The 20,349-nt window shown below is 65.6% G+C and carries 16 protein-coding genes; 8 read left to right on the top strand and 8 right to left on the bottom strand.

Annotated features, from left to right (window positions below):
• Positions 1-260 precede the first annotated feature (260 nt).
• Both IVB23_RS31235 and IVB23_RS31230 read left to right on the top strand, forming a co-directional pair.
• Positions 261-1,184: an ABC transporter ATP-binding protein gene (locus IVB23_RS31235; protein WP_247801152.1), complete on the top strand. Its 924-nt coding sequence runs from the start codon at positions 261-263 to the stop codon at positions 1,182-1,184.
• A complete protein-coding gene (locus IVB23_RS31230) occupies positions 1,181-1,942 on the top strand; it encodes an ABC transporter permease (protein WP_247801151.1) in 762 nt (253 codons plus the stop codon). Before IVB23_RS31235 ends, IVB23_RS31230 begins: the two co-directional genes overlap by 4 nt.
• A 114-nt stretch (positions 1,943-2,056) precedes the next feature.
• On the opposite strand, the gene IVB23_RS31225 is transcribed toward IVB23_RS31230, so the two are convergent.
• On the bottom strand, positions 2,057-2,380 hold the full coding sequence (locus IVB23_RS31225; RefSeq protein WP_197968140.1) for a hypothetical protein: 324 nt from the start codon (positions 2,378-2,380) through the stop codon (positions 2,057-2,059).
• 330 nt (positions 2,381-2,710) lie between these two features.
• On the opposite strand from IVB23_RS31225, the gene IVB23_RS31220 reads away from it, so the two are divergent.
• Positions 2,711-3,496 carry a L,D-transpeptidase gene (locus IVB23_RS31220; RefSeq protein WP_247801150.1) on the top strand — a complete coding sequence of 262 codons (786 nt, stop codon included), beginning with the start codon at positions 2,711-2,713 and terminating at the stop codon, positions 3,494-3,496.
• A 38-nt stretch (positions 3,497-3,534) separates the two neighbouring features.
• The gene (locus IVB23_RS31215) at positions 3,535-4,530 is read left to right on the top strand and encodes a glycerophosphodiester phosphodiesterase (protein ID WP_247801149.1); all 996 of its coding nucleotides are present in this window, start codon (positions 3,535-3,537) and stop codon (positions 4,528-4,530) included.
• A gap of 149 nt (positions 4,531-4,679) precedes the next feature.
• Here the strand turns inward: IVB23_RS31215 and IVB23_RS31210 are convergent, their stop codons facing one another.
• A complete protein-coding gene (locus IVB23_RS31210) occupies positions 4,680-6,959 on the bottom strand; it encodes a fused MFS/spermidine synthase (RefSeq protein ID WP_247801148.1) in 2,280 nt (759 codons plus the stop codon).
• A gap of 217 nt (positions 6,960-7,176) precedes the next feature.
• On the opposite strand from IVB23_RS31210, the gene IVB23_RS31205 reads away from it, so the two are divergent.
• On the top strand, positions 7,177-8,787 hold the full coding sequence (locus IVB23_RS31205) for an NAD(P)/FAD-dependent oxidoreductase (protein ID WP_247801147.1): 1,611 nt from the start codon (positions 7,177-7,179) through the stop codon (positions 8,785-8,787).
• A gap of 284 nt (positions 8,788-9,071) precedes the next feature.
• Here the strand turns inward: IVB23_RS31205 and IVB23_RS31200 are convergent, their stop codons facing one another.
• Positions 9,072-9,236, bottom strand: a complete 165-nt coding sequence (locus IVB23_RS31200) for a Flp family type IVb pilin (RefSeq protein WP_035700501.1) — start codon at positions 9,234-9,236, stop codon at positions 9,072-9,074.
• Positions 9,237-9,389: 153 nt separating this feature from the next.
• On the opposite strand from IVB23_RS31200, the gene IVB23_RS31195 reads away from it, so the two are divergent.
• Positions 9,390-10,277 carry a 50S ribosomal protein L11 methyltransferase gene (locus tag IVB23_RS31195; RefSeq protein ID WP_247801146.1) on the top strand — a complete coding sequence of 296 codons (888 nt, stop codon included), beginning with the start codon at positions 9,390-9,392 and terminating at the stop codon, positions 10,275-10,277.
• A gap of 35 nt (positions 10,278-10,312) precedes the next feature.
• Here IVB23_RS31195 and IVB23_RS31190 read toward each other — a convergent pair whose 3' ends face one another.
• Positions 10,313-10,492, bottom strand: a complete 180-nt coding sequence (locus IVB23_RS31190) for a hypothetical protein (protein WP_082821949.1) — start codon at positions 10,490-10,492, stop codon at positions 10,313-10,315.
• Positions 10,493-10,678: 186 nt separating this feature from the next.
• Between IVB23_RS31190 and IVB23_RS31185 the strand changes: the two genes are divergently transcribed.
• Both IVB23_RS31185 and IVB23_RS31180 read left to right on the top strand, forming a co-directional pair.
• Positions 10,679-12,508, top strand: a complete 1,830-nt coding sequence (locus tag IVB23_RS31185) for an aminopeptidase P family protein (protein ID WP_247801145.1) — start codon at positions 10,679-10,681, stop codon at positions 12,506-12,508.
• Between the two features lie 296 nt (positions 12,509-12,804).
• Complete coding sequence (locus IVB23_RS31180) at positions 12,805-14,079, top strand: multidrug effflux MFS transporter (protein WP_247801144.1); 1,275 nt, start codon at positions 12,805-12,807, stop codon at positions 14,077-14,079.
• Positions 14,080-14,196: 117 nt separating this feature from the next.
• Here the strand turns inward: IVB23_RS31180 and ligA are convergent, their stop codons facing one another.
• The 4 genes from ligA to lpxC all read right to left on the bottom strand — a co-directional run bounded on the left by ligA (position 14,197) and on the right by lpxC (position 20,331).
• Positions 14,197-16,350, bottom strand: a complete 2,154-nt coding sequence (ligA, locus tag IVB23_RS31175; protein ID WP_247801143.1) for an NAD-dependent DNA ligase LigA — start codon at positions 16,348-16,350, stop codon at positions 14,197-14,199.
• 179 nt (positions 16,351-16,529) lie between these two features.
• The gene (gene recN, locus IVB23_RS31170) at positions 16,530-18,218 is read right to left on the bottom strand and encodes a DNA repair protein RecN (RefSeq protein ID WP_197968149.1); all 1,689 of its coding nucleotides are present in this window, start codon (positions 18,216-18,218) and stop codon (positions 16,530-16,532) included.
• Positions 18,219-18,231: 13 nt separating this feature from the next.
• Positions 18,232-19,122, bottom strand: a complete 891-nt coding sequence (locus IVB23_RS31165; RefSeq protein WP_028177055.1) for an outer membrane protein assembly factor BamD — start codon at positions 19,120-19,122, stop codon at positions 18,232-18,234.
• A gap of 246 nt (positions 19,123-19,368) precedes the next feature.
• Positions 19,369-20,331 (bottom strand): UDP-3-O-acyl-N-acetylglucosamine deacetylase, encoded by a 963-nt coding sequence (gene lpxC / locus IVB23_RS31160; protein ID WP_061877578.1) that lies wholly within the window; start codon positions 20,329-20,331, stop codon positions 19,369-19,371.
• Between the last annotated feature and the right edge of the window lie 18 nt (positions 20,332-20,349).

The following is a 20,349-nucleotide window of genomic DNA, read 5'->3' as shown; positions in this document are numbered from 1 at the left end:
TACGCTTGGCGATTGGCCGGAATCGTAGCCACGGCCCGCTCGCAGACGCAATAAAGAGACGCGTGAGCGACAATCTTCGCAGCAAGCCGTGGCCATCGCGCAACACCTGCCCGGAACATGCCATTGAACGGCCTGTTTTGAGACCATTTTCCTCCGGGGAATTGCGGGCCGAAGACAGCGTTCCTATTTCAGGGCTCCGCCGACCCGCCTTTCCGAGTGGGTCCGGCGTTCCCCTTTCCCTCCCCAGCCCGCCGGCCATCATGTCTTCCATCATTTCCGTCGCCAATCTGTCGAAGACCTATGGGTCCGGCTTCAAGGCGCTCAAGAACGTCAATCTCGACATCAAGCGTGGCGAGATTTTTGCGCTGCTCGGCCCCAACGGGGCCGGCAAGACCACGCTGATTTCGATCATCTGCGGCATCGCCAACCCGAGCCAAGGCAAGGTCTTGGTGGGCGGCGAGGACATCCAGACCTCCTACCGCAAGGCGCGCTCGCTGATCGGCCTCGTGCCGCAGGAATTGCACACCGACGCCTTCGAGAGCGTGTGGGCGACCGTGAGCTTCTCACGCGGCCTGTTCGGCAAGCCGAAGAACCCCGATCATATCGAGAAGGTGCTGAAGGACCTCTCGCTGTGGGACAAGAAGGACAACAAGATCATCACGCTCTCCGGCGGCATGAAGCGTCGCGTGATGATCGCCAAAGCGCTGTCGCACGAGCCGCAGATCCTGTTCCTGGACGAGCCCACCGCTGGCGTCGACGTCGAGCTGCGCAAGGGCATGTGGGAGGTGGTGCGCGGGCTGCAACAGTCCGGCGTCACCATCATCCTCACCACCCACTACATCGAGGAAGCCGAGGAGATGGCCGACCGCATCGGCGTCATCAACAAGGGCGAGATCGTTCTGATCGAGGACAAGACGACCTTGATGCAGAAGCTCGGCAAGAAGCGCCTGACGCTGCATCTGCAGGGCAAGATCGCCTCGCTGCCGGAGAGCCTTCGCCATTACGAGCTCGAGCTCTGCGATAGCGGCGCGACGCTGGTCTACGACTACGACACCAAGGGCGAGCGCACCGGCATCACCAGCCTGCTCGGCGATTTGCGCGCCGCCGGCATCCGCTTCAACGACCTCGACACGACGCAATCGTCGCTCGAGGACATCTTCGTCGACCTTGTGAGGACGTCATGAACCATCGCGCCATTCGCGCCATCTATCTGTTCGAAATGGCACGCACCTGGCGCACGCTGCTGCAAAGCATCGTCTCGCCCGTGGTCTCGACCTCGCTCTATTTCGTGGTGTTCGGCGCCGCGATCGGCTCGCGCATCAGCCAGGTCGAGGGCGTCAGCTACGGCACCTTCATCGTGCCGGGCCTGATCATGCTCTCGGTGCTGACCCAGAGCATCGCCAACGCCTCCTTCGGCATCTACTTCCCGAAATTCACCGGCACGATCTACGAGATCCTGTCGGCGCCGATCTCCTATTTCGAGATCGTGCTCGGCTATGTCGGCGCCGCCGCGACCAAGTCGATCATTCTGGGCCTCATCATCCTGGCGACGGCCGGCCTGTTCGTGCCGCTGCACATCCAGCATCCGGTCTGGATGCTGGCCTTCCTGGTGCTGACCGCGGTGACGTTCAGCCTGTTCGGCTTCATCATCGGCATCTGGGCCGACGGCTTCGAAAAGCTGCAGATGATCCCGATGCTGGTGGTGACGCCGCTGACCTTCCTCGGCGGCAGCTTCTATTCCATCGACATGCTGCCGCCGACCTGGCGCACGGTCGCGCTGCTCAATCCGGTCGTCTATCTGATCTCCGGCTTCCGCTGGAGCTTCTACGAGATCGCAGACGTCGGTATGTCCGTCAGCATCGGCATGACGCTGGCGTTCCTGGTGATCTGCCTGGTCGTGATCTGGTGGATTTTCAGGACGGGGTACCGGCTGAAGAATTGAGCTGTCATTCCGGGGCGTGCGCGGCACGAGCCCGGAATCCATTGCGCGACAGAGTTGGTGGATGAATGGATTCCGGGCTCGCTCTTTGGGCGCCCCGGAATGACGGCGTTGGACTCACCGATAGCAACGGAAACGGTGATGGCTGTCGTAATATCCGCGACAGCGGTGCCGGTAATGGCGGTGGGGAACGCCGAGCACGCCCTCGACTGCACCGACAGCCCCGCCAACGCCGGCACCGACGACACCGCCGACCGCGCCGCCCACGGGCCCGGCGATGCGGTTGCCTTCATAAGAGCCCTCCTGTGCGCCGCGCACGATGCCCTGGGCGTGACTGACTTGCGGCAACGACGATAGCGCCAGCAGCGTGGCGGCGGCGAACAGTAGACGGATGGGCAGACTGGCCGGCAAAGGCGCAGCGGCGAGACGGGCTTTGTTCATTTTCGGGTCCCCAGGGAAGGTAAAGAGGTAAACGGCGGCGGACGTGCCGCCAGTCGAGAGAGGCCATCATCAACGCGCCGCGCGGCGGAATGGTTGCGCCTTTGTGACGAATTGTCGGTGTTGTGAACGCGCCTCTGCTCGCGAAAATGTCAGCGCTGCCGCGCGCGGCGCGGCACGAAGCGGCCTTGCTTACATCAGGCATCGCGTTAACGATGGGCCGGCAGCTCGCTGGAACGAAAGCCGGATTGCAGGCATATTGCACGCCGGGGACGGAGAGCCGCGGCGCCTAGCGTGAACAGGCCGGAGGCCGAGATTGATATGCGTTTCCAGATGCGTTGGTTTTTCATTGCTTTCACCTCATCGCTGCTGTTCAGCGCGGGCGCCGCGCAGGCCAAGGTCGAGATCACCGTCGACAAGGACAACCAGCAGATGACCGTCGCCGTCGACGGCGTCGCGCGCTATCACTGGCCGGTGTCGACCGGCATCCCCTCGCGCGAGACGCCGAACGGCGCGTTCCGCGCCTTCCGCATGGAAGAGGATCACTACTCCAAGGAATTCGACGACGCGCCGATGCCGCACGCGATCTTCTTCACCAAGGTCGGGCATGCCATCCACGGCACGGACTCGGTCGGCCGGCTCGGCTCCCCCGCCTCCCATGGCTGCGTGCGGCTGTCGCGCCAGAATGCCTCGACACTCTATGCGCTGGTTCAGCAGCAGGGCGTGCTCAACACCACGGTGACGCTGACCGGCTCGGCGCAGGTGGCGCTGGCTCGCAATCCGCGCGGCCGCAATGCCAATGCAGTGGCGCGCGCACCGCAGCCGGCTGAGGAGCAATACGCGACCGCCGGTGATCCCGTGAACCTGGCGCCGCCGGCACAGCCCGCGCGCCGCTACATGCCGCAGGACGACAACTACATCTATCCGGCCGACGGCAGCGACACCGGCGCGCGCTATCCGGCGCCGCGCTCGGCCACCCGCCCGCTCTACGACACGCAGGTCTATCAGCAGCAGCAGCCGCGGACCTATTACGACCAGGGCTACGGCCAGCAGGGCTACTACTATCAGCCGCAGCCGCGGCAGTATTATCAGCCGCGCGGCTATTACTATCAGAACTGACGCAGCCGCCATCAACCGCCCTCGCCGGCCGAGGCACCATGAAGCCACGTGCCACGACCATTCTGATCGTGCTCTGCGTTCTGATGGCGGGACGGGCCATGGGATTTGATGTGGCCTTTGATCTCGAGGCGCATCGCGGCGGGCGGGCGCTGTTGCCGGAAAACACCCTGCCCGCCTTCGCCAATGCGCTGTCGATGGGCGTGGACACGCTGGAGCTCGACGTCGGTGTCACCGCCGACGGCGAAGTTATCCTGTCGCATGAGCGCAGGCTCAACCCCGATCTCGCCCGCGGCCCCGATGGAGCCTACATCGCTCCGCCCGGCACGCCTTTCGTGAAGCTGCGGCTCGACGAGGTCAGGACCTATGACGTCGGCCAGATCCGGCCGGACAGTGCCTACGCAAGACAATTCCCCGACCAGCGTGCGCTGCCGGGGACGCGCATTCCCACCTTGAGGGAGCTGTTCGCGCTGGTGCGCAAGTCCGGCAACGCGCGCGTCGGCTTCAACATCGAGACCAAGATCGATCCGAACCATCCGAACGAAGCGCCTGATCCGCAGGCCTTCGTCGCGAAGCTGCTCGGAGTGATCGAGGCCGAAAAACTCTCCGACCGCGTCATGATCCAGTCGTTCGACTGGCGAACCCTGCTTCTCGTCCAGCAGCAGGCGCCGAAGATCCCGACCGTGTACCTGACGCTCCAGCGCGGCTCGCGCCCGACGGTGGCACGCGACAAGGCGACCAACTGGACGGCGGGTTTCAACCCGGCCGATCACGGCGGCTCGCTGCCAAGGACGGTCAAGGCTGCGGGCGGCGCGATCTGGTCGCCTTACTTCGGCGATGTGACCGCGTCACTGGTCACCGAGGCCCATGAACTCGGATTGCGTGTCGTGGTCTGGACGGTCAACAAGCCCGAAGACATGGCGCGCATGATCGAGCTCGGCGTCGATGGGATCATCTCGGACAGGCCGGACCTGCTGCGCCAGATCGCCGGCGGGAAGGGGATCGCGCTGCCGGCAGGGACGCCGGTAGCGCCATAGCTCCGATCTCGCGTCCCGGACGCGACGTAGCGCGTAGCGGTGCGGCGGAGAGCCGGGACCCAGAACGCTGCGCCATGGGCCCCGGCTCTGCAGCGCATCACTTCGTGCTGCGCTGCGTCCGGGGCACGAGATCACTTGAGGCGCGAAGCCTACTCCCCGTCCCGCAAACGCCGATACAGCGCGCCCAGGATATTCGAATAGTCGTCGGTCCAGACCCGCACCCTGTCGTCGGCCTCGGTCTGTACCCATTGCTTGGAGGATGCGAGCCTGCCGATGTCGGCCTCCTCGCGCGCGGAGATGACGACGTCGGTCGAGAAGATGTAGTCGGAATCGCGCCCGGAATCCTCGTTGAAGACCCAGCTCGTGAGATCGTTGGCATCCGCAATGCCGACAACGACCGTCTCGAGATCCAGATGCCGGTTGGAGACGTGCATCACCACCGCGCCGTGGGGCGCGAGCTTGTCCTTGTAGATCTTCATCGCCTCTTCGGTGGCGAGATGAATCGGGATCGCATCGGACGAATAGGCATCGACGATGACGAGATCGTAAGCGCCATCGGGCTCCTTCGCGAAGGTGAGGCGCGCATCGCCGATGACGGGCTTCATGTCCGGCATGCAGCTCGAGATGTAGCGGAAATTCCTGGGGTCACGCGCCGCGTCGACCATGGACTGGTCGATCTCGAAGAAGGTCCAGTTCTCCCCCGGCTCGGCGGCGCAGGCGAGCGTGCCGGAGCCGACGCCGATCGCGGCGACCTTGAGCGGCGCGCCCTTGCGCTCGCGGATGGCGCTGACGGCCTGACCGATGCCGCCGTCCTTGTGATAGTAGGTGATCGGCTCCGGCCGGCCGATGACCGGCGTGCCGTCATCGTTGCGGAAGCGCTCGGCGCCGTGGATGGTGGTGCCGTGCATCAGCACATGGAAATAGCCGCCCGGCGTCACCACGATCTTGTGCACGCCGAAGAAGCTGCGCACCGTCGTGACGCGGCCCTCGTCCGCGGGATAAACACGGATCAACGCCAGCGCGAGCGCGACGGTGGCAAAGATCTTCCAGCGGCCGGCATTGAGGATCAGCGCGAGCAGCGCGGCGAGCACGCCGACGGCGCCGGCGACCCAGACGCGGTGATCCTCGAGCCAGGTCGAGAGGTCGCCGGTCGTATAAGACGGCGCGACGAGCGCCACCGCGAGCGCGGCGAGCGCCAGCCAGTACCATTTGACGATGCCGGCGAGGCGTTCGTTCGCGGAGGGGCGGCACAGCGCGGCAAGCGCAATCAGGATCGGATATTCGGCGATCCACGAGAAGGTGAATGGAGCAACGAGCCCTGCGAACAGGCCGCCGACCATGCCGCCGAATGACAGCGCGACGTAGAAGCCGGTGAGATATCTGGCGGGCGGCCGCGTCCGCGCCAGTTCGCCGTGGCAGGCCATGGCGATGACGAAGAAGCACAATTGATGACCGCCGAGCGTCAGCAGCAGATTCTGCTCGCCGCCGAACGCCAGCAGCACGACGACGCCGGCAATGGCGACCGGCTGGAGCATCAGCATCCATTTGTGCGGCAGCAGCGGACGCGACTGGAACACGACGACCCAGGTCAGCAGATACAGCGACAGCGGCAGCACCCACAGAAGCGGCGCTGCGGCGACGTCGGTGGAGATGTGTGCGGTCACCGCGATGAGCAGGCCGGACGGCACCGCGGCCAGGAAGATCCAGCGCAGCCGCGTGATAAGCCCGGGCGCCGGTGCGTTCACCTCCTCGTCTCGCGCTTCGACCTCAGCCAGCCTCGGCGAACGCAACAACAGCGCGCCGCAGGCGGCGATGAGAAGGATCAACAGGCCATAGCCTGCCGTCCAGAACCGGTTCTGCAGGTGCAGCGTGAACATCGGCTCCAGCAGGAACGGATAGGACAACAGTGCGAGGAAGCTGCCGATGTTGGAGGAGGCATAGAGGAAATAGGGATCGTGCCCGTCGGGGTGGCCGGTGCGGACGAACCAGGCCTGCAGCAGCGGATTGTTGGCGGCGAGCGCGAAGAACGGCAGCCCGATCGAGACCGCGAACAGGCCGAGCAGCCAGAACGCATAGCCGGAAGCAGGCGGCTCGCCATAGGCGGAGGCGATGCCGAGCGGCAGCGTGGCGAAGGCCGCGATCAGCAGCACCAGATGCACCGCGACCGGAACGATACGGCTTTTGGCCTGCATCAGCAGATGCGCATAGGCGTAGCCCGCGAGCAGCAGCGACTGGAAGAACACCATGGCCACCGACCACACCGCCGGCGAGCCGCCGAGCCGCGGCAGCACCATCTTCGTGAACAGCGGCTGCACCGAGAACAGCAGCAGCGCGCTGACGAAGATCGCAGCCGTGTAGACCGCCAGCAGCAGCCGGTTGCGCGACGACGAAGGCTGCTCCGTGACGGCGGGTTGCACGATGGAATCCATGGATGCTCCGGCAAGACTCCGGCGGGCGCCGGACGCGCGCAATGGAGCACAAGGCGCCTGATCGGGCAATAAAGTGTGACGTGATGTTGCAGCAAGGAATGCTTGATATAAGGAGGTCGTTCCGGGGCGATGCAAAGCATCGAACCCGGAACCTCGAGATTCCGGGTTCTCGCTTCGTGAGCCCCGGAATGACAGCAGACTGGGCCTTGCATTCTTCATGAGTGAAACCGACGTCGTCATCATCGGCGCTGGCCATAACGGCCTCACCTGCGCGGCCTATCTTGCGATGGCGGGCCTGCGGGTGCGCGTGGTCGAGCGTCGCAAGGTGGTTGGCGGGGCCGCAGTCACGGAGGAGTTTCATCCGGGATACCGCAATTCGGTCGCAGCCTACACCGTGAGCCTGCTCAATCCGCGGGTGATCCGTGACCTCAAGCTCGCCGAGCACGGCCTGCGGATCGTCGAACGGCGCGCGCAGAATTTTCTGCCCGCGCCAGATGCAAGCTATCTCCTCACCGGCGAGGGGCGGACGAAAGCGTCAGTCGCCCGTCTCAGTGCGCATGATGCGGAGGCCCTCGACGGCTTCTCGCGCGAACTGGAGGACATCGCCGACGTGCTCAGGCAGTTCGTGCTGCGCGCGCCGCCGAACCTGCTCGACGGGTTCGGCACGAACGCGATCCGCGAGGCCGTGAACGCGCTCCAGAGCGCCAACATCCTGCGCGGCCTCACGCTGGAGCAGAGCCGCAGCCTGCTCGATCTCTTCACCCGTTCCGCCGGCGAAATGCTGGACGAACGTTTCGAACATGATCTGGTCAAGGCGCTGTTCGGTTTCGACGCCATCGTCGGTAACTATGCCAGCCCCTATGCCGCCGGCTCGGCCTATGTGATGCTGCATCACGCCTTCGGCGAGGTAAACGGCAAGAAAGGCGTCTGGGGCCACGCCATCGGCGGCATGGGCGCGATCACGCAGGCGATGGCGCGCGCGGCCCGCGACCACGGCGTCGTCATCGAAACCGATGCCGGCGTCCGTGAGATCATCGTCGAGCGCGACCGCGCCGTCGGCGTCGTGCTGGAGAACGGCTCGGCCGTCCGGGCAAGATATGTCGCGGCCAATGTCAATCCAAAGCTGCTCTACACGCGGCTGGTCGCGGCCGACGCTCTCCCGGCGGACTTCCTCACCCGCATCCGGCACTGGAGGAACGGGTCCGGCACCTTCCGCATGAACGTGGCGCTGGACCGCCTGCCGTCCTTCACGGCGCTGCCGGGCGAGGGCGATCATCTCTCTTCCGGCATCATCCTGGCGCCGAGCCTCGACTACATGGACCGCGCCTGGCTCGATGCGCGAGCGCAGGGCTGGAGCCGCGAACCCGTCGTCGAGATGCTGATCCCCTCGACGCTCGACGACACGCTGGCACCCGCCGGCAAGCATGTCGCGAGCCTGTTCTGCCAGCATGTCGCGCCGGAGCTTCCCGATGGAACGTCGTGGGACGAGCATCGCGAAGAGGTCGCCGATCTCATGATCGCGACGGCGGACAAATACGCGCCCGGCTTTGCGGCGAGCGTGCTCGGCCGCCAGATCCTGTCCCCGCTCGATCTCGAACGGCAGTTCGGACTGTTGGGAGGCGACATCTTCCACGGCGCGCTGACGCTGAACCAGTTGTTCTCGGCGCGGCCGATGCTGGGACATGCCGATTATCGCGGACCGCTGAAGGGCCTGTACCATTGCGGCTCCGGCGCCCATCCCGGCGGCGGCGTCACCGGCGCCCCCGGCCACAACGCGGCGCAGGCGATCCTGCGGGATCACCGGTCGCTGTTCGGAAGCCGTGGATAGGTCTGTGGATTGCTTGTGGACAGGTTGTCGAAAGGTCTGTGGTCGGGCGGTGGATGCCTGGGCCAGAACCCCGCGCCGAAGCTGGGGAAAGTCGGTGGAAAATCGCAGGGACAATTGCGGGAAAAGCGGTGGATAGGTCCCGGCAAGCCGGCGGATAACCTGTTGAAGATCCGCAGAACTGACGCCGCGGAAACGACCTCGCCCGCCAGGGAAATCCCTGGCGGGCGGTGATCAGGAACAGCCTCTGAAGAAAAACAGCCCCCGCTGGGAAATGCAGGCGGAAATTACTTCAAGGAGGTGCTAATCGAAGTGAACTTCTCATTCATGGCAGTGCCCAGGCCGTTCACCACGGTGATGATCGCCAGGGCGATACCCGCGGCAATCAGACCGTACTCGATCGCGGTTGCACCGGACTCGTCCGACCAGAACTTCTGAATCATGCGCTTCAAGACTCGCCTCCGTTTCAACTCCAAGCTGTGCTAGCTGGATCCAACATCTGAGAATGTATCGGGCGGAACCTTCGTCCCAGTTAACCCGGGAACCGTAACTTGACGGGAAATTGGTACCAAAAGTTCCAAAAATTGAACTCAACGGAACCCTGAATGCAGCCTTCGCCCACCCATCGTGCCAGCTTTTCAATCGGCAGCGAGGCCGACGCCAAGCGCGTCGTCGACGTGCTCACCGAGGTGTTTTTCGACGGCGATGCCGCTGTCGCCGCCTTCGAGCGGCCGGACGGACAATGGGACATCACGCTCCATTTCGCCGAGGCGCCGGATCAGGCATGGCTGCGCGAACTCGTTGCAACTTCAGCAGGAAATGAGATCGCCGCAACCCTCGCCTTCGACACCGTCGAGGCCAGGGACTGGGTCAAGGCCAGCCTTGAGGATCTCGTGCCGGTCCCGGCCGGGCGCTTCGTCGTACACGGCAGCCATGACCGTGACCGTGTCGCGCCAAACAAGCTCGCCATCGAGATCGAGGCGGCGCTCGCCTTCGGCACCGGTCACCACGGCACGACGCGCGGCTGTTTACTGCTGCTTGACCATGTCCTGAAGAGTTCCCGGCCGCAGAACGTGCTCGACCTCGGCACGGGGACCGGCGTGCTGGCGATCGCAGCGGCGAAGGCGCTGCATCGCGCCGTGCTCGCCTCCGACATCGATCCGCCCTCGGTGCGGGTGGCGGCTGAGAACGCCTCCCTGAACGGAGTCGGCAACCAGGTCCGGGTGATCCGCGCCACCGGGTTTGCGGCACCGGATTTTGCGCGCGCCGGCCCGTTCGACCTGGTGCTCGCGAACATCCTTGCCAATCCGTTGCGGCAATTGGCGGGCTCGATGGCACAGCACCTTGCGCCCGGCGCCCGCGTGATCCTTTCCGGCCTGCTGACTCACCAGGCCCCTGCCGTGATCGCCGCCTATCGCGCGCGCGGCCTCGTGCCCCTGAAGCATCTGCGGATCGAGGGGTGGAGCAGCCTGTTGCTGCGGATGATCGGGTGAACTGGGGCGAGGTGATGACGCCGCCACCGCTGAGGCTACTCTGCCGGCTTCTCGTCGCGGCGCATCGCGCGCTGCTGCTGCAAGGTGCGCCTCGCGCGGCGCTCGGCTAAACGGTCGATCATTTGGCTGATGAGGCCGCGCGGCTTCTTCGGTGGTGTTGCAGCCGGGCCGCGGCGTACTGGCGGCGAAATCTTCTCAAACGTGAACGCTGGCATCGTGTGTCCCCTCGCCGTTGAGATGAACCACTTGCTCGAATTTCCCTGTTATCCGGACGAAGCGCAACTGCCGCATCCTTACTCCACTCGATTCGAATAGAACTATTTCAAGCACAGTCCATGCCACATGCGACGTAAATGCGTCGAGATTGCGGACCGATCCTCATGATCCTAAAGTGATCCACCATGTTCGAAGCATACTTCCAGACATTCGAGGAGCCGGAGGCCGGTGTCGCATTAACGGCACGGCTGGCCGCACTTCGCGAAGAACTCGCCCGTCGCAAGCTGACCGGCTTCGTGATCCCGCGCGCCGATCAGCAGCAGAACGAGTATGTGCCGCCATCGGAAGAGCGGCTGGCCTGGCTGACCGGCTTTACCGGCTCGGCGGGACTAGCGGTGGTGCTGTCCCAAGAAGCTGCGGTGTTCGTCGATGGCCGCTACACGCTTCAGGCCGCCAAGCAGGTCGATGCAAAGGCCTGGGCCGTGGAATCGCTGATCGACCCGCCGCCGGAGAGCTGGGTGGCGGCGCATCTGAAAGCCGGTGACCGCCTCGGATTTGATCCGTGGCTGCACACTTTTGCGGCAGCCGAGCGCCTGTCCGCAGCCTGCGCCAAGGCTGGCGCCGAGCTGGTGGCCGTCGACAGCAATCCGATCGATGCGATCTGGCAGGACCGGCCGCAGCCGCCGCTCGCTCCCGTCGCCGTGCACGGCCTCCAGCATGCCGGCGTCACTGAAGCCGAGAAGCTGACGCAGATCAGGGGCGAGATCGCCAAGCTCGGAACCGATGCGCTGGTGCTGTCCGACAGCCACGCGGTGGCCTGGACCTTCAACATCCGCGGCGCCGACGTCGCGCACACCCCGCTGCCGCTGTCCTACGCGCTGGTGCCGAAGGAGGGACGGCCGACCATCTTCATCGACCACCGCAAGCTCTCCAACCTGACGCGCGACCATCTCGAGCAGTCCGCCGACGTGCGCGAGCCCGATGCGATGGCGCCGACACTGATGGCGCTCGCCAAAAGCGGCGCGGCGATCGCGCTCGACAATGCCACCGCGGCCGACGCGCTGAGCCGGCTGATCGCGGGCGCCGGCGGCAAGCCGGTGCGCGGCAACGATCCGGTCGCACTGCTCAAGGCGGTCAAGAACGCAACCGAGATCAAGGGCACCAAGACGGCCCATGTGCGCGACGCCGTGGCGCTGGCGCGCTTCCTTGCTTGGATCGATCGCGAGGCGCCAGGCGGCAAGCTGACCGAGATCGATGCGGTGGAGGCGCTGGAAACGTTCCGCCGCGATACCGGCGCGCTCAAGGACGTGTCGTTTCCGACCATCTCCGGCACCGGCCCGAACGGCGCCATCGTGCACTACCGCGTCACCCGCAAGAGCAACCGGCGGATCGCGCCCGGCGACCTGCTGCTGATCGATTCCGGCGCGCAATATGAAGACGGCACCACCGACGTCACGCGCACCATGGCGGTCGGCGAGCCCACGGACGAGATGCGCGACCGCTTCACCCGCGTGCTGCGCGGCCATATCGCGATCGCGCGCGCGGTCTTCCCCGACGGCACCACGGGCGCGCAGCTCGACACGCTGGCGCGGCAATATCTCTGGGCCGCCGGCGTCGATTTCGAGCACGGCACCGGCCACGGCGTCGGCAGCTATCTCTCGGTGCACGAAGGCCCGGCGCGGATCTCGAAGCTCGGCACCACGCCGCTGAAGCGCGGCATGATCCTCTCCAACGAGCCCGGCTACTACAAGACCGACGGTTTCGGCATCCGTATCGAGAACCTCGAGCTGGTCGTCGCCGCCGACATCAAGGGCGCCGAGAAGCCGATGAATGCGTTCGAGACGCTGACCCTGGCGCCGATCGACCGGCGGCTGATCGATGCGGCGATGCTGAGCCGCGATGAGCTCGACTGGCTCAACGCGTACCACGCGCGGGTGAGGGACGCGGTGTGCCCGGCGCTGGACCAGGCGACGAGGACCTGGCTCGATCAGGCCACGGCGGAGCTGAAGGCGTAGAGTCTCACTGCCGCAGCGCGCATGGCGCTACGCCACCGACGCAACGCTCCTTCCTCAACAACGCTGTCATGCTCCGCGAAAGCGGGGCATCCAGTATTCCAGAGACAGAAAACGTAGCACGAGACGCCGCCGTGTACTGGATTCCCCGCATGCGCGGGGAATGACAGCGGAGGCTGGCGCGACCATCGTGCCACCATCAGCACCCTCCCGAAATCCGTATAGCCGCATTCCGAAACGCCGATATCCGTCTTGCGCGGGCGCGCTACAGTCGATTCGAATTCGAGAGACGGACACGCATGCACGGCATGATCAGCAAGCCGCCGGGAGCGGCCACCAGCATCGCGACATCGCGCGTCGTGTTGCTGCTGCTGGTCGTCATGACCGGGATCGCGCCGATCTCGCTCTACATGCTGGTTCCGGCGCTGCCGGTGCTGGCGACGAATTTCGGCAGCGACATCTCGATCGCGCAGATGACGGTCTCGCTCTACATGGTCGGCATCGCGCTGTCGCAGCTGATCATGGGACCGCTGTCGGACCGGTTCGGACGGCGCCCGGTGCTGCTCGGAGGGCTGGCGCTGATGGTTGCGGCCAGCATCGCCTGCATCTTCGCGCAGAACCTGCCGCAACTGATCGCCGCGCGCTTCTTCCAGGCGCTGGGCGGCGCCGCCGGCATGGTGGTGAGCCGCGCCATCATCCGCGACATCTACGAGCGCGACCGTGTCGCCTCGATGATCAGTCTCGTCATCGCCGCGCTGATGATCGGACAGATGGTGTCGCCGCTCACCGGCGGCCTGATCGAGACCGCGTTCGGCTGGCGCGCGATCTTCTACGCCATCACCATCGCCGCGATCGTCGTCGCCGTGGGTATCGCGGTGGCGCTGCCCGAGACGCGCCGCAGCCGCGCCGCCGGCAGCGGCTTCCGCGGCGACGTCGGCATGCTGATCCGCAATCGCGCCTTCGTCGGCTATGTCATGTGCCAGGTGCTGGCCTCGCAGATCATCTTCACCTTCGCCGGCGGCGGCCCCTACATCGTGGTGACGCAGATGGGACGGACCAGCGCCGAATACGGCGCCTGGTTCGCGACCACGGGCTTTGCCTATCTGGTCGGCAATCTGCTCTGCGTGCGCTTCGCGCCCCGGCACTCGCTGGAAAAGCTGATCTGGTTCGGACTCGGCCTGCAACTCTGCGGCAGTCTGCTGAACCTGCTGTGGAGCTTCACGGGCTGGAACGAAGCGCCCGCCTGGCTGTTCGGAACGCAGATGATCGTGATGGTCGGCAATGCGTTCGTGATGGCGAATTCCGCCGCCGGCGCCATCAGCATCCGCCCGGAGGCCGCTGGCACCGCCTCGGGTGCCATGGGTTTCCTCCAGCAAGGCGTCGGCGCGCTGATGTCGCAATTCGGCGCCTATCTCGGCGGCCATTCCGCAACGACGCTGCCGCTCACCGCCGCGGTCCTCGCGATCTCGCTGCTCTGCGCCTGCACGATGATCTTCGTCGTCCCTCGGCGCGAGGTGATGGTGAGCGAGACACTGATCGAGAAGGCGGAGGAGGAAGAGACAGGGATGATGTAGGGGGCCCGGTGCTCTCTCCCGCGTCATTGCGAGCGGAGCGAAGCAATCCAGACTGTCACTGCGGAAGGATTCTGGATTGCTTCGTCGCTACGCTCCTCGCAATGACGGAGAGAGACCTCACTCCCCGATCAGCTTCAGCCACTCGTCCTCGGTCAGCACCTGGACCCCGTGCTTGTTGGCTTCCGCCAGCTTCGAGCCCGCGCCGGGGCCGGCGACGACGAGATCGGTCTTCTTCGACACCGAGCCCGACACCTTTGCCCCCAGACGCTCCGCCGTGGCCTTGGCTTCATCCCGCGTCATCTTCTCCAGCGAGCCCGTGAACACCACGGTCTTGCCGGCGACGGCCGAATTGCTCTTCGGCTTCTCGGCATCGACGATCTCGACCTCCTTGGTCAGCCGCTCGACGATGCCGCGGTTGTGGCTCTCGCCGAAATAATCGGCGATGCTCTTGATCACGGTGTCGCCGATCTGGTCGAGCGCGTCCATCTCCGCGATCGCCTCCTCGTCGCCCTTGGCGACCTTGAGGCAGGCGTCGTGGAAGGCGTCCCACGAGCCGTAGCCGCGTGCCAGCGCCAGCGCCGTGGTCTCGCCGACATGGCGCATGCCGAGCGCATAAATGAAGCGTTCCAGCGCGATTCTGCGCCGGCTCTCGATCGCACCGAACAGGTTGCGGACCGAGGTCGTGCCATAGCCCTCGATCTCCTCGAGCTTGAGCTTCGCGTTGCGCTTCTCCAGCGTGAAGATGTCGGCGGGCTCCTTCACCCAGCCCTCGTCGAAGAAATACTGGAGCTGCTTCTCGCCGAGGCCGTCGATGTCGAAGGCGCGCCGCGAGACGAACAGCTTGAGATGCTCGATCTTCTGATAGGGACAGGCGAACTCGCCGGTGCAGCGGGCGCGCGAGCCCTCCTCGCCCGTCGCGGTCTCCTCGCGCACGACGTCGGTGTGGAGCGGACACGGGCACTTCTTCGGGAAGTGGAACTCCCTGGCGGATTTCGGCCGCTTGTCGAGGACGACGTCGACCACCTGCGGGATGACGTCGCCGGCGCGCTGGATCACGACGGTGTCGCCGATCCTGATGTCGCGGCCCTCGCGCAGCACCTCGCCCTTGTTGCCGATGCCCTTGATGTAATCCTCGTTGTGCAGCGTGACGTTCTGCACGATCACGCCGCCGACGCCGACCGGCTCGAGCTTGCCGACCGGCGTGAACGAACCGGTACGGCCGACCTGGATCTCGATGTCGCGCAGCACCGTCATGGCGCGCTCGGCTGGGAATTTGTGCGCGATGCCCCAGCGCGGCGTGCGCGAGACGAAGCCGAGCCGCTCCTGCCAGTCGATGCGGTCGACCTTGTAGACGACGCCGTCGATGTCGTAGTCGAGCCGTGCGCGCTGCTCCTCGATCGCATGATGAAAGGCGAGCAGTTCCTCGACGGAGTGACAGAGCCTGGTCAGCGGATTGGTCTTGAAGCCGCAGCGCTCGAACCAGTGGATCATGCCGCTCTGGGTCCCTTCCGGCATCGCGCTCATCTCGCCCCACGCATAGGCGAAGAAGCCGAGCGGGCGCGAGGCGGTGATGGCCGGGTCCTTCTGCCGGAGCGAGCCCGCAGCCGAGTTGCGCGGATTGGCGAAGATGGTACCGCCTTCGGCCTTCTGCCGCTCGTTGAGGGCAAGGAATGCCTTCTTGGTCATATAGACTTCGCCGCGCACCTCGCAGATATCGGGAACGTTGCGACCCTTCAGCTTCTGCGGCACATCCTCGAGCGTGCGGATGTTGGCGGTGACGTCCTCGCCGACCGCGCCGTCGCCGCGCGTCGCGGCGGTGACGAGCTCGCCCCCCTCGTAGCGCAGCGACATCGAGAGGCCGTCGATCTTCGGCTCGGCGGAGAAATCGACCTTGTCGTCGTCGAGCTTCAGGAATCGCACGATGCGGCCGACGAAGTCGCGCACGTCCTCCTCGGCAAAGGCGTTGTCGAGCGACAGCATGGGAACGGCATGCCGGACTTTCCTGAAGCGGCCCGACGGCGCCGCACCGACCTTCTGCGAGGGCGAGTCCGCGGTGACGAACTCGGGAAAGCGCTTCTCGATCGCGTTGAAGCGCTGGCGCAGCGCGTCGTACTCGGCGTCGGTGACGGTGGGCGCGTCCTCTTGATAGTAGCGCTCGTTGTGCCCCTCGATCTCGAGCGCGAGCCGCATGTGCTCGACCTTGGCCTGCGCCTTGGTGAGGTCGGCGACGTCGCGAAGCGGTGTTGCTTTGGATCTTGCTGCTCTGGCCATGGTGCTTGGATACGACGGAGCGGGCGGAAGGGTAAAGGCTTGTGGAAATCTCGTGCCCCGGACGCAGCGCAGCGCCTCTTCGGCGATGCGCTGCAGAGCCGGGGCCCATGCGACGGGAGCTCTGGATCCCGGCTCTGCGGAGCAGCGCTACGCGCTGCACCGCGTCCGGGACACGAGAGTCAAGCCGTTGCCGCCTTGAGCAGCCGTTCCGCAGCGGCCCTCGCTTCCGCCGTGATCTCGGCGCCGGCGAGCATGCGGGCGATCTCCTCGCGGCGGTGGTCGGCGGCGAGCGCATTGACGCGGGTGGCGACGCGCTTGCCCTTGTCGAGGGCGTCCTTGGAGATCAGGAGGTGCTGGTCGGCGCGGGCGGCGACCTGTGGGGCGTGGGTCACGGCCATGACCTGGACCTTGCCGGCGAGGCGCGCGAGGCGCCCGCCGATGGCGTCCGCAACCGCACCGCCGACGCCGGTGTCGATCTCGTCGAACACCAGGGTCGGCGCCGAACCGCGGTCGGACAGCACGACCTTGAGCGCCAGGAGGAAGCGCGACAGCTCGCCGCCGGAGGCGACCTTCATCAGCGGGCCCGGCTTGGTGCCCGGATTGGTCTGGACCCAGAACTCGACACGGTCGAAGCCTTGCGGACCGGGTGCGGCCTCATCGGTCTCGACCTGGGTCATGAACTTGGCCCGTTCGAGCTTGAGCGGCGCGAGCTCGGCATTGACGGCCTTGTTGAGCTTCTCCGCCGATTTCTGCCGCGCCAGCGACAGTTTCTTGGCGGCGGCGGCGTAGCGGCCGTCGGCCTCGATCGCGGCCTGCTCCAGCTTCTTGAGCCGCGAGGCGCCGGCATCGATCAGCACGACGTCAGCGGCATATTTGGCAGCAAGCGCGGCGAGGCCGTCGACCGGCGTCGAATATTTGCGCGAGGCGGCGCGAAGGGCGAACAGCCGTTCCTCGATGCGCTCGAGCTCGGCGGGATCGAAATCGGTCGCGGCCAGCGCCGCCTGGAGATGCTGATCGGCTTCCTCCAGCGCGTTGATCGCAGCGTCGATCGCCTTCACCGCAGGCTCGACCAGCGCCGGCGAGTTGACGCCGCGGCGCTCCAGCCGGCGCACCGCCGCCGACAGCGCAGCGACCGGCGAATGATTGCCGCCGACCGCCTCCTGCGCCTCGCGCAGGTCGGAGGCGATCTTCTCGCCCTGCATCATGGTGGTGCGGCGCGAGGCCAGCGCGGTCTCCTCGCCATCCCTGGGCGCGAGCTGCTTCAACTCATCGGAGGCATGGCGGAGATAATCGGCCTCGCGCGCGGCGCTCTCCATGGCGGCGCGATGCTCCTCGAGCGCGGTATTGGCGGTGCGACGGGCGTCCCAGAGCGATTCGACCGCCGCGACGTCCTTCTCCAGGCCGGCAAAAGCATCGAGCAGGCGGCGGTGGGTGGCGGCATCGACCAGCGCGCGCTCGTCGTGCTGGCCGTGGATCTCGACCAGGGCGGCACCGACCGCCTTCAGCGTCTGCACGCTGATCGACTGGTCGTTGATGAAAGCGCGGGTGCGACCGTCGGCGAGCTGCACCCGACGGAGAATCATCTCGCAAGACTCTTCGACACTCGTATCGTCGAGGCCGTTCTCGGCGAGGATCTTCGCCGCGGGGTGATTCTTCGGGATATCGAACACGGCGGTGACCTGCCCCTGCTCCGCGCCGTGGCGCACGAGGCCGGCATCGCCCCGGCCACCGAGCGCCAGTGCAAAGGCATCGAGCAGGATGGATTTGCCCGCACCGGTCTCGCCGGTCAGAACCGCGAGGCCGGAGGCGAATTCGATATCGAGCCGTTCGATCAGGACGATGTCACGGATCGACAGACGCGCCAGCATGGAACCAAATTTCCTAGCCGAGACCCATCTTCTTGAAGGTCCGGCTGATCCAGGACCCCTGATTCTCGCTCGGCTCGAGACCGCCGGATTTTACAAGATTATAGGCGTCCTTGTACCAGCGGCTGTCAGGAAAATTGTGCCCAAGCACGGCCGCCGCGGTCTGCGCCTCGCCGACGATGCCGATCGCCATATAGGCCTCGGTGAGCCGGAACAGCGCCTCCTCGACGTGGCGGGTGGTCTGGTACTGCGTGACGACGGTCTTGTAGCGGTTGATCGCGGCCGTGTAGTCGCGCTTTTGCGCGTAGTAGCGGCCGACGTTCATTTCCTTGCCGGCGAGCTGGTCGCGCGCACCCTCGATCTTGGCCTTGGCCGAAGTCGCATATTCGGACGTCGGATATTTGCGCACCACCTCTTCCAGAGCGGCGATCGCCTTCTCGGTGCGGGCCTGGTCGCGGCTGATGTCCGGGATCTGGTCGTAATGGGAGGCGGCGATCAGATATTGCGCATAGGCCGCGTCCGGGCTGCCCGGATGCAGCGTGACGTAGCGGGTGGCAGCGCCGATGCAGCCGTCATAGTCGCCGCCCTGATAGGACGCATAGGCCGACATCAGCAGCGATTTGCGGGCCCAGTCGGAATAAGGATGCTGGCGGTCGACCTCTTCGAACTTCTTGGTCGCCGCCTTCATGTCCTTCTTCTCGTTCATGAGGTACAGGCCCTCATTGTAGATCTTGTCGGCGGGCTCCTCGACGAAGGTGTCGTCCTTGGCAGTGAACTTGTCCCAGAGCGATCCCGTGCCGCAGCCGGCGAGCGGCAGCGCGAGCATGATGAAGGTGACGGCCTGCAGCAGCCCACGGGCTCGCGACGAGACCGAGAAATATCCGCGCGTCATACGCTGTGCCGACATGAGTTTAAGCCCTGACGCCCTGTGATGCGGTGTCCGCCAGCCCACGAACCCCGTCCTGGGCGCGAATTGTAACCGTGGTGCCTGCCATGCGACCACGCCAATGTACCCGACAAACGATCGTAAACCACCGGATAGGCAGGCATTTCGCCCGGATTAAGGCGAACGTGCCGCAATCCTAGCCGATCTTGGTTACCAGGAGTTTCCCAGGTGGGGTCGCCAACCGAACGCCGAGGCGACGGGTCTCTTTCAGGACACGTCCGGTCCGAACGCCGCGGCAACCCGGCCACCGACGATACCGCGACCGACTTCGCCCACGGGACGCGGGGTGCGGCGGGCAGCCTCGCCTTCGACCACGCGCCAAGCGGTACGGTCGGCGAGCAGCGCGGTCAGGACAGCGTGGTTGAGCTTGTGGCCGCCACGCACCGAGCGGTAGGCGCCAAGCAGCGGCAGGCCGGCCAGCGAGAGGTCGCCGATCACGTCGAGCACCTTGTGGCGGGCGCATTCGTCGGCGTAGCGCAGCCCCTCGGGATTGAGCAGCCGCTCATCGTCGAACACGACGGTATTGTCGAAGGAAGCGCCGAGGGCATAGCCCGCGCTCCAGAGCCGCGCGACATCGCACATCAGACCGAACGTCCGGGCCCGGCCGATTTCGCGGCGGAAACCTTCAGGGTTGAGGTCGAAGACGTAGCTCTGCTGGCCGATGACGGGATTGGTGAAGTCGATCTCGACCTCGACGCGGAACCCGCTGGCGTGCGGCCTGATCTCGCCGAAGGAGTCGCCGACCTTGACCGAGATCGGCTTCAAAACCTGAATGAGGCGGCGCTGCGCCGGCTGGGTAACGATACCGGCCTGGTCGATCGCCGCAATGAAGGCGGCGGCGCTGCCGTCCATGATCGGCACTTCGGGACCATCGATCTCGATGGTAGCGTTGTCGACGCCCATGCCTCGCAGTGCGGCAAGCACGTGCTCGGCAGTGGATACCAGCGGCCCGCTGCGGTCGCCGAGAACGGTCGCGAAGTCGGTCGCCACCACCTGCTCGGCGGTCGCCTGAACTTCGCGATCACTTCCCTCGAGGCCCGTACGGACAAAAATAAAACCTGCATCGACAGGCGCAGGCCCAAGGGTGACAGTGACGGGAAGACCGGAATGAACGCCTACGCCTGCCACAGAGGCTTGCGCACGAAGCGTTGTTTGCCGGTTGAGTTTCATCAGGAACCGCCCCACTAC

Origin of the sequence: Bradyrhizobium sp. 191, from assembly GCF_023100985.1 — a bacterium.
Taxonomy (GTDB): domain Bacteria; phylum Pseudomonadota; class Alphaproteobacteria; order Rhizobiales; family Xanthobacteraceae; genus Bradyrhizobium; species Bradyrhizobium diversitatis.
Note: the sequence above shows the minus strand (reverse complement) of the source record. Positions and strands in the feature narration are given on the sequence as shown.

Coding starts and splice junctions, on each gene's coding strand:
- IVB23_RS31235 (WP_247801152.1), top strand. CDS start 261: ATGTCTTCCATCATTTCCGTCGCCAATCTGTCGAAGACCTATGGGTCC.
- IVB23_RS31230 (WP_247801151.1), top strand. CDS start 1,181: ATGAACCATCGCGCCATTCGCGCCATCTATCTGTTCGAAATGGCACGC.
- IVB23_RS31225 (WP_197968140.1), bottom strand. CDS start 2,380: ATGAACAAAGCCCGTCTCGCCGCTGCGCCTTTGCCGGCCAGTCTGCCC.
- IVB23_RS31220 (WP_247801150.1), top strand. CDS start 2,711: ATGCGTTGGTTTTTCATTGCTTTCACCTCATCGCTGCTGTTCAGCGCG.
- IVB23_RS31215 (WP_247801149.1), top strand. CDS start 3,535: ATGAAGCCACGTGCCACGACCATTCTGATCGTGCTCTGCGTTCTGATG.
- IVB23_RS31210 (WP_247801148.1), bottom strand. CDS start 6,959: ATGGATTCCATCGTGCAACCCGCCGTCACGGAGCAGCCTTCGTCGTCG.
- IVB23_RS31205 (WP_247801147.1), top strand. CDS start 7,177: ATGAGTGAAACCGACGTCGTCATCATCGGCGCTGGCCATAACGGCCTC.
- IVB23_RS31195 (WP_247801146.1), top strand. CDS start 9,390: ATGCAGCCTTCGCCCACCCATCGTGCCAGCTTTTCAATCGGCAGCGAG.
- IVB23_RS31190 (WP_082821949.1), bottom strand. CDS start 10,492: ATGCCAGCGTTCACGTTTGAGAAGATTTCGCCGCCAGTACGCCGCGGC.
- IVB23_RS31185 (WP_247801145.1), top strand. CDS start 10,679: ATGTTCGAAGCATACTTCCAGACATTCGAGGAGCCGGAGGCCGGTGTC.
- IVB23_RS31180 (WP_247801144.1), top strand. CDS start 12,805: ATGCACGGCATGATCAGCAAGCCGCCGGGAGCGGCCACCAGCATCGCG.
- ligA (WP_247801143.1), bottom strand. CDS start 16,350: ATGGCCAGAGCAGCAAGATCCAAAGCAACACCGCTTCGCGACGTCGCC.
- recN (WP_197968149.1), bottom strand. CDS start 18,218: ATGCTGGCGCGTCTGTCGATCCGTGACATCGTCCTGATCGAACGGCTC.
- IVB23_RS31165 (WP_028177055.1), bottom strand. CDS start 19,122: ATGTCGGCACAGCGTATGACGCGCGGATATTTCTCGGTCTCGTCGCGA.
- lpxC (WP_061877578.1), bottom strand. CDS start 20,331: ATGAAACTCAACCGGCAAACAACGCTTCGTGCGCAAGCCTCTGTGGCA.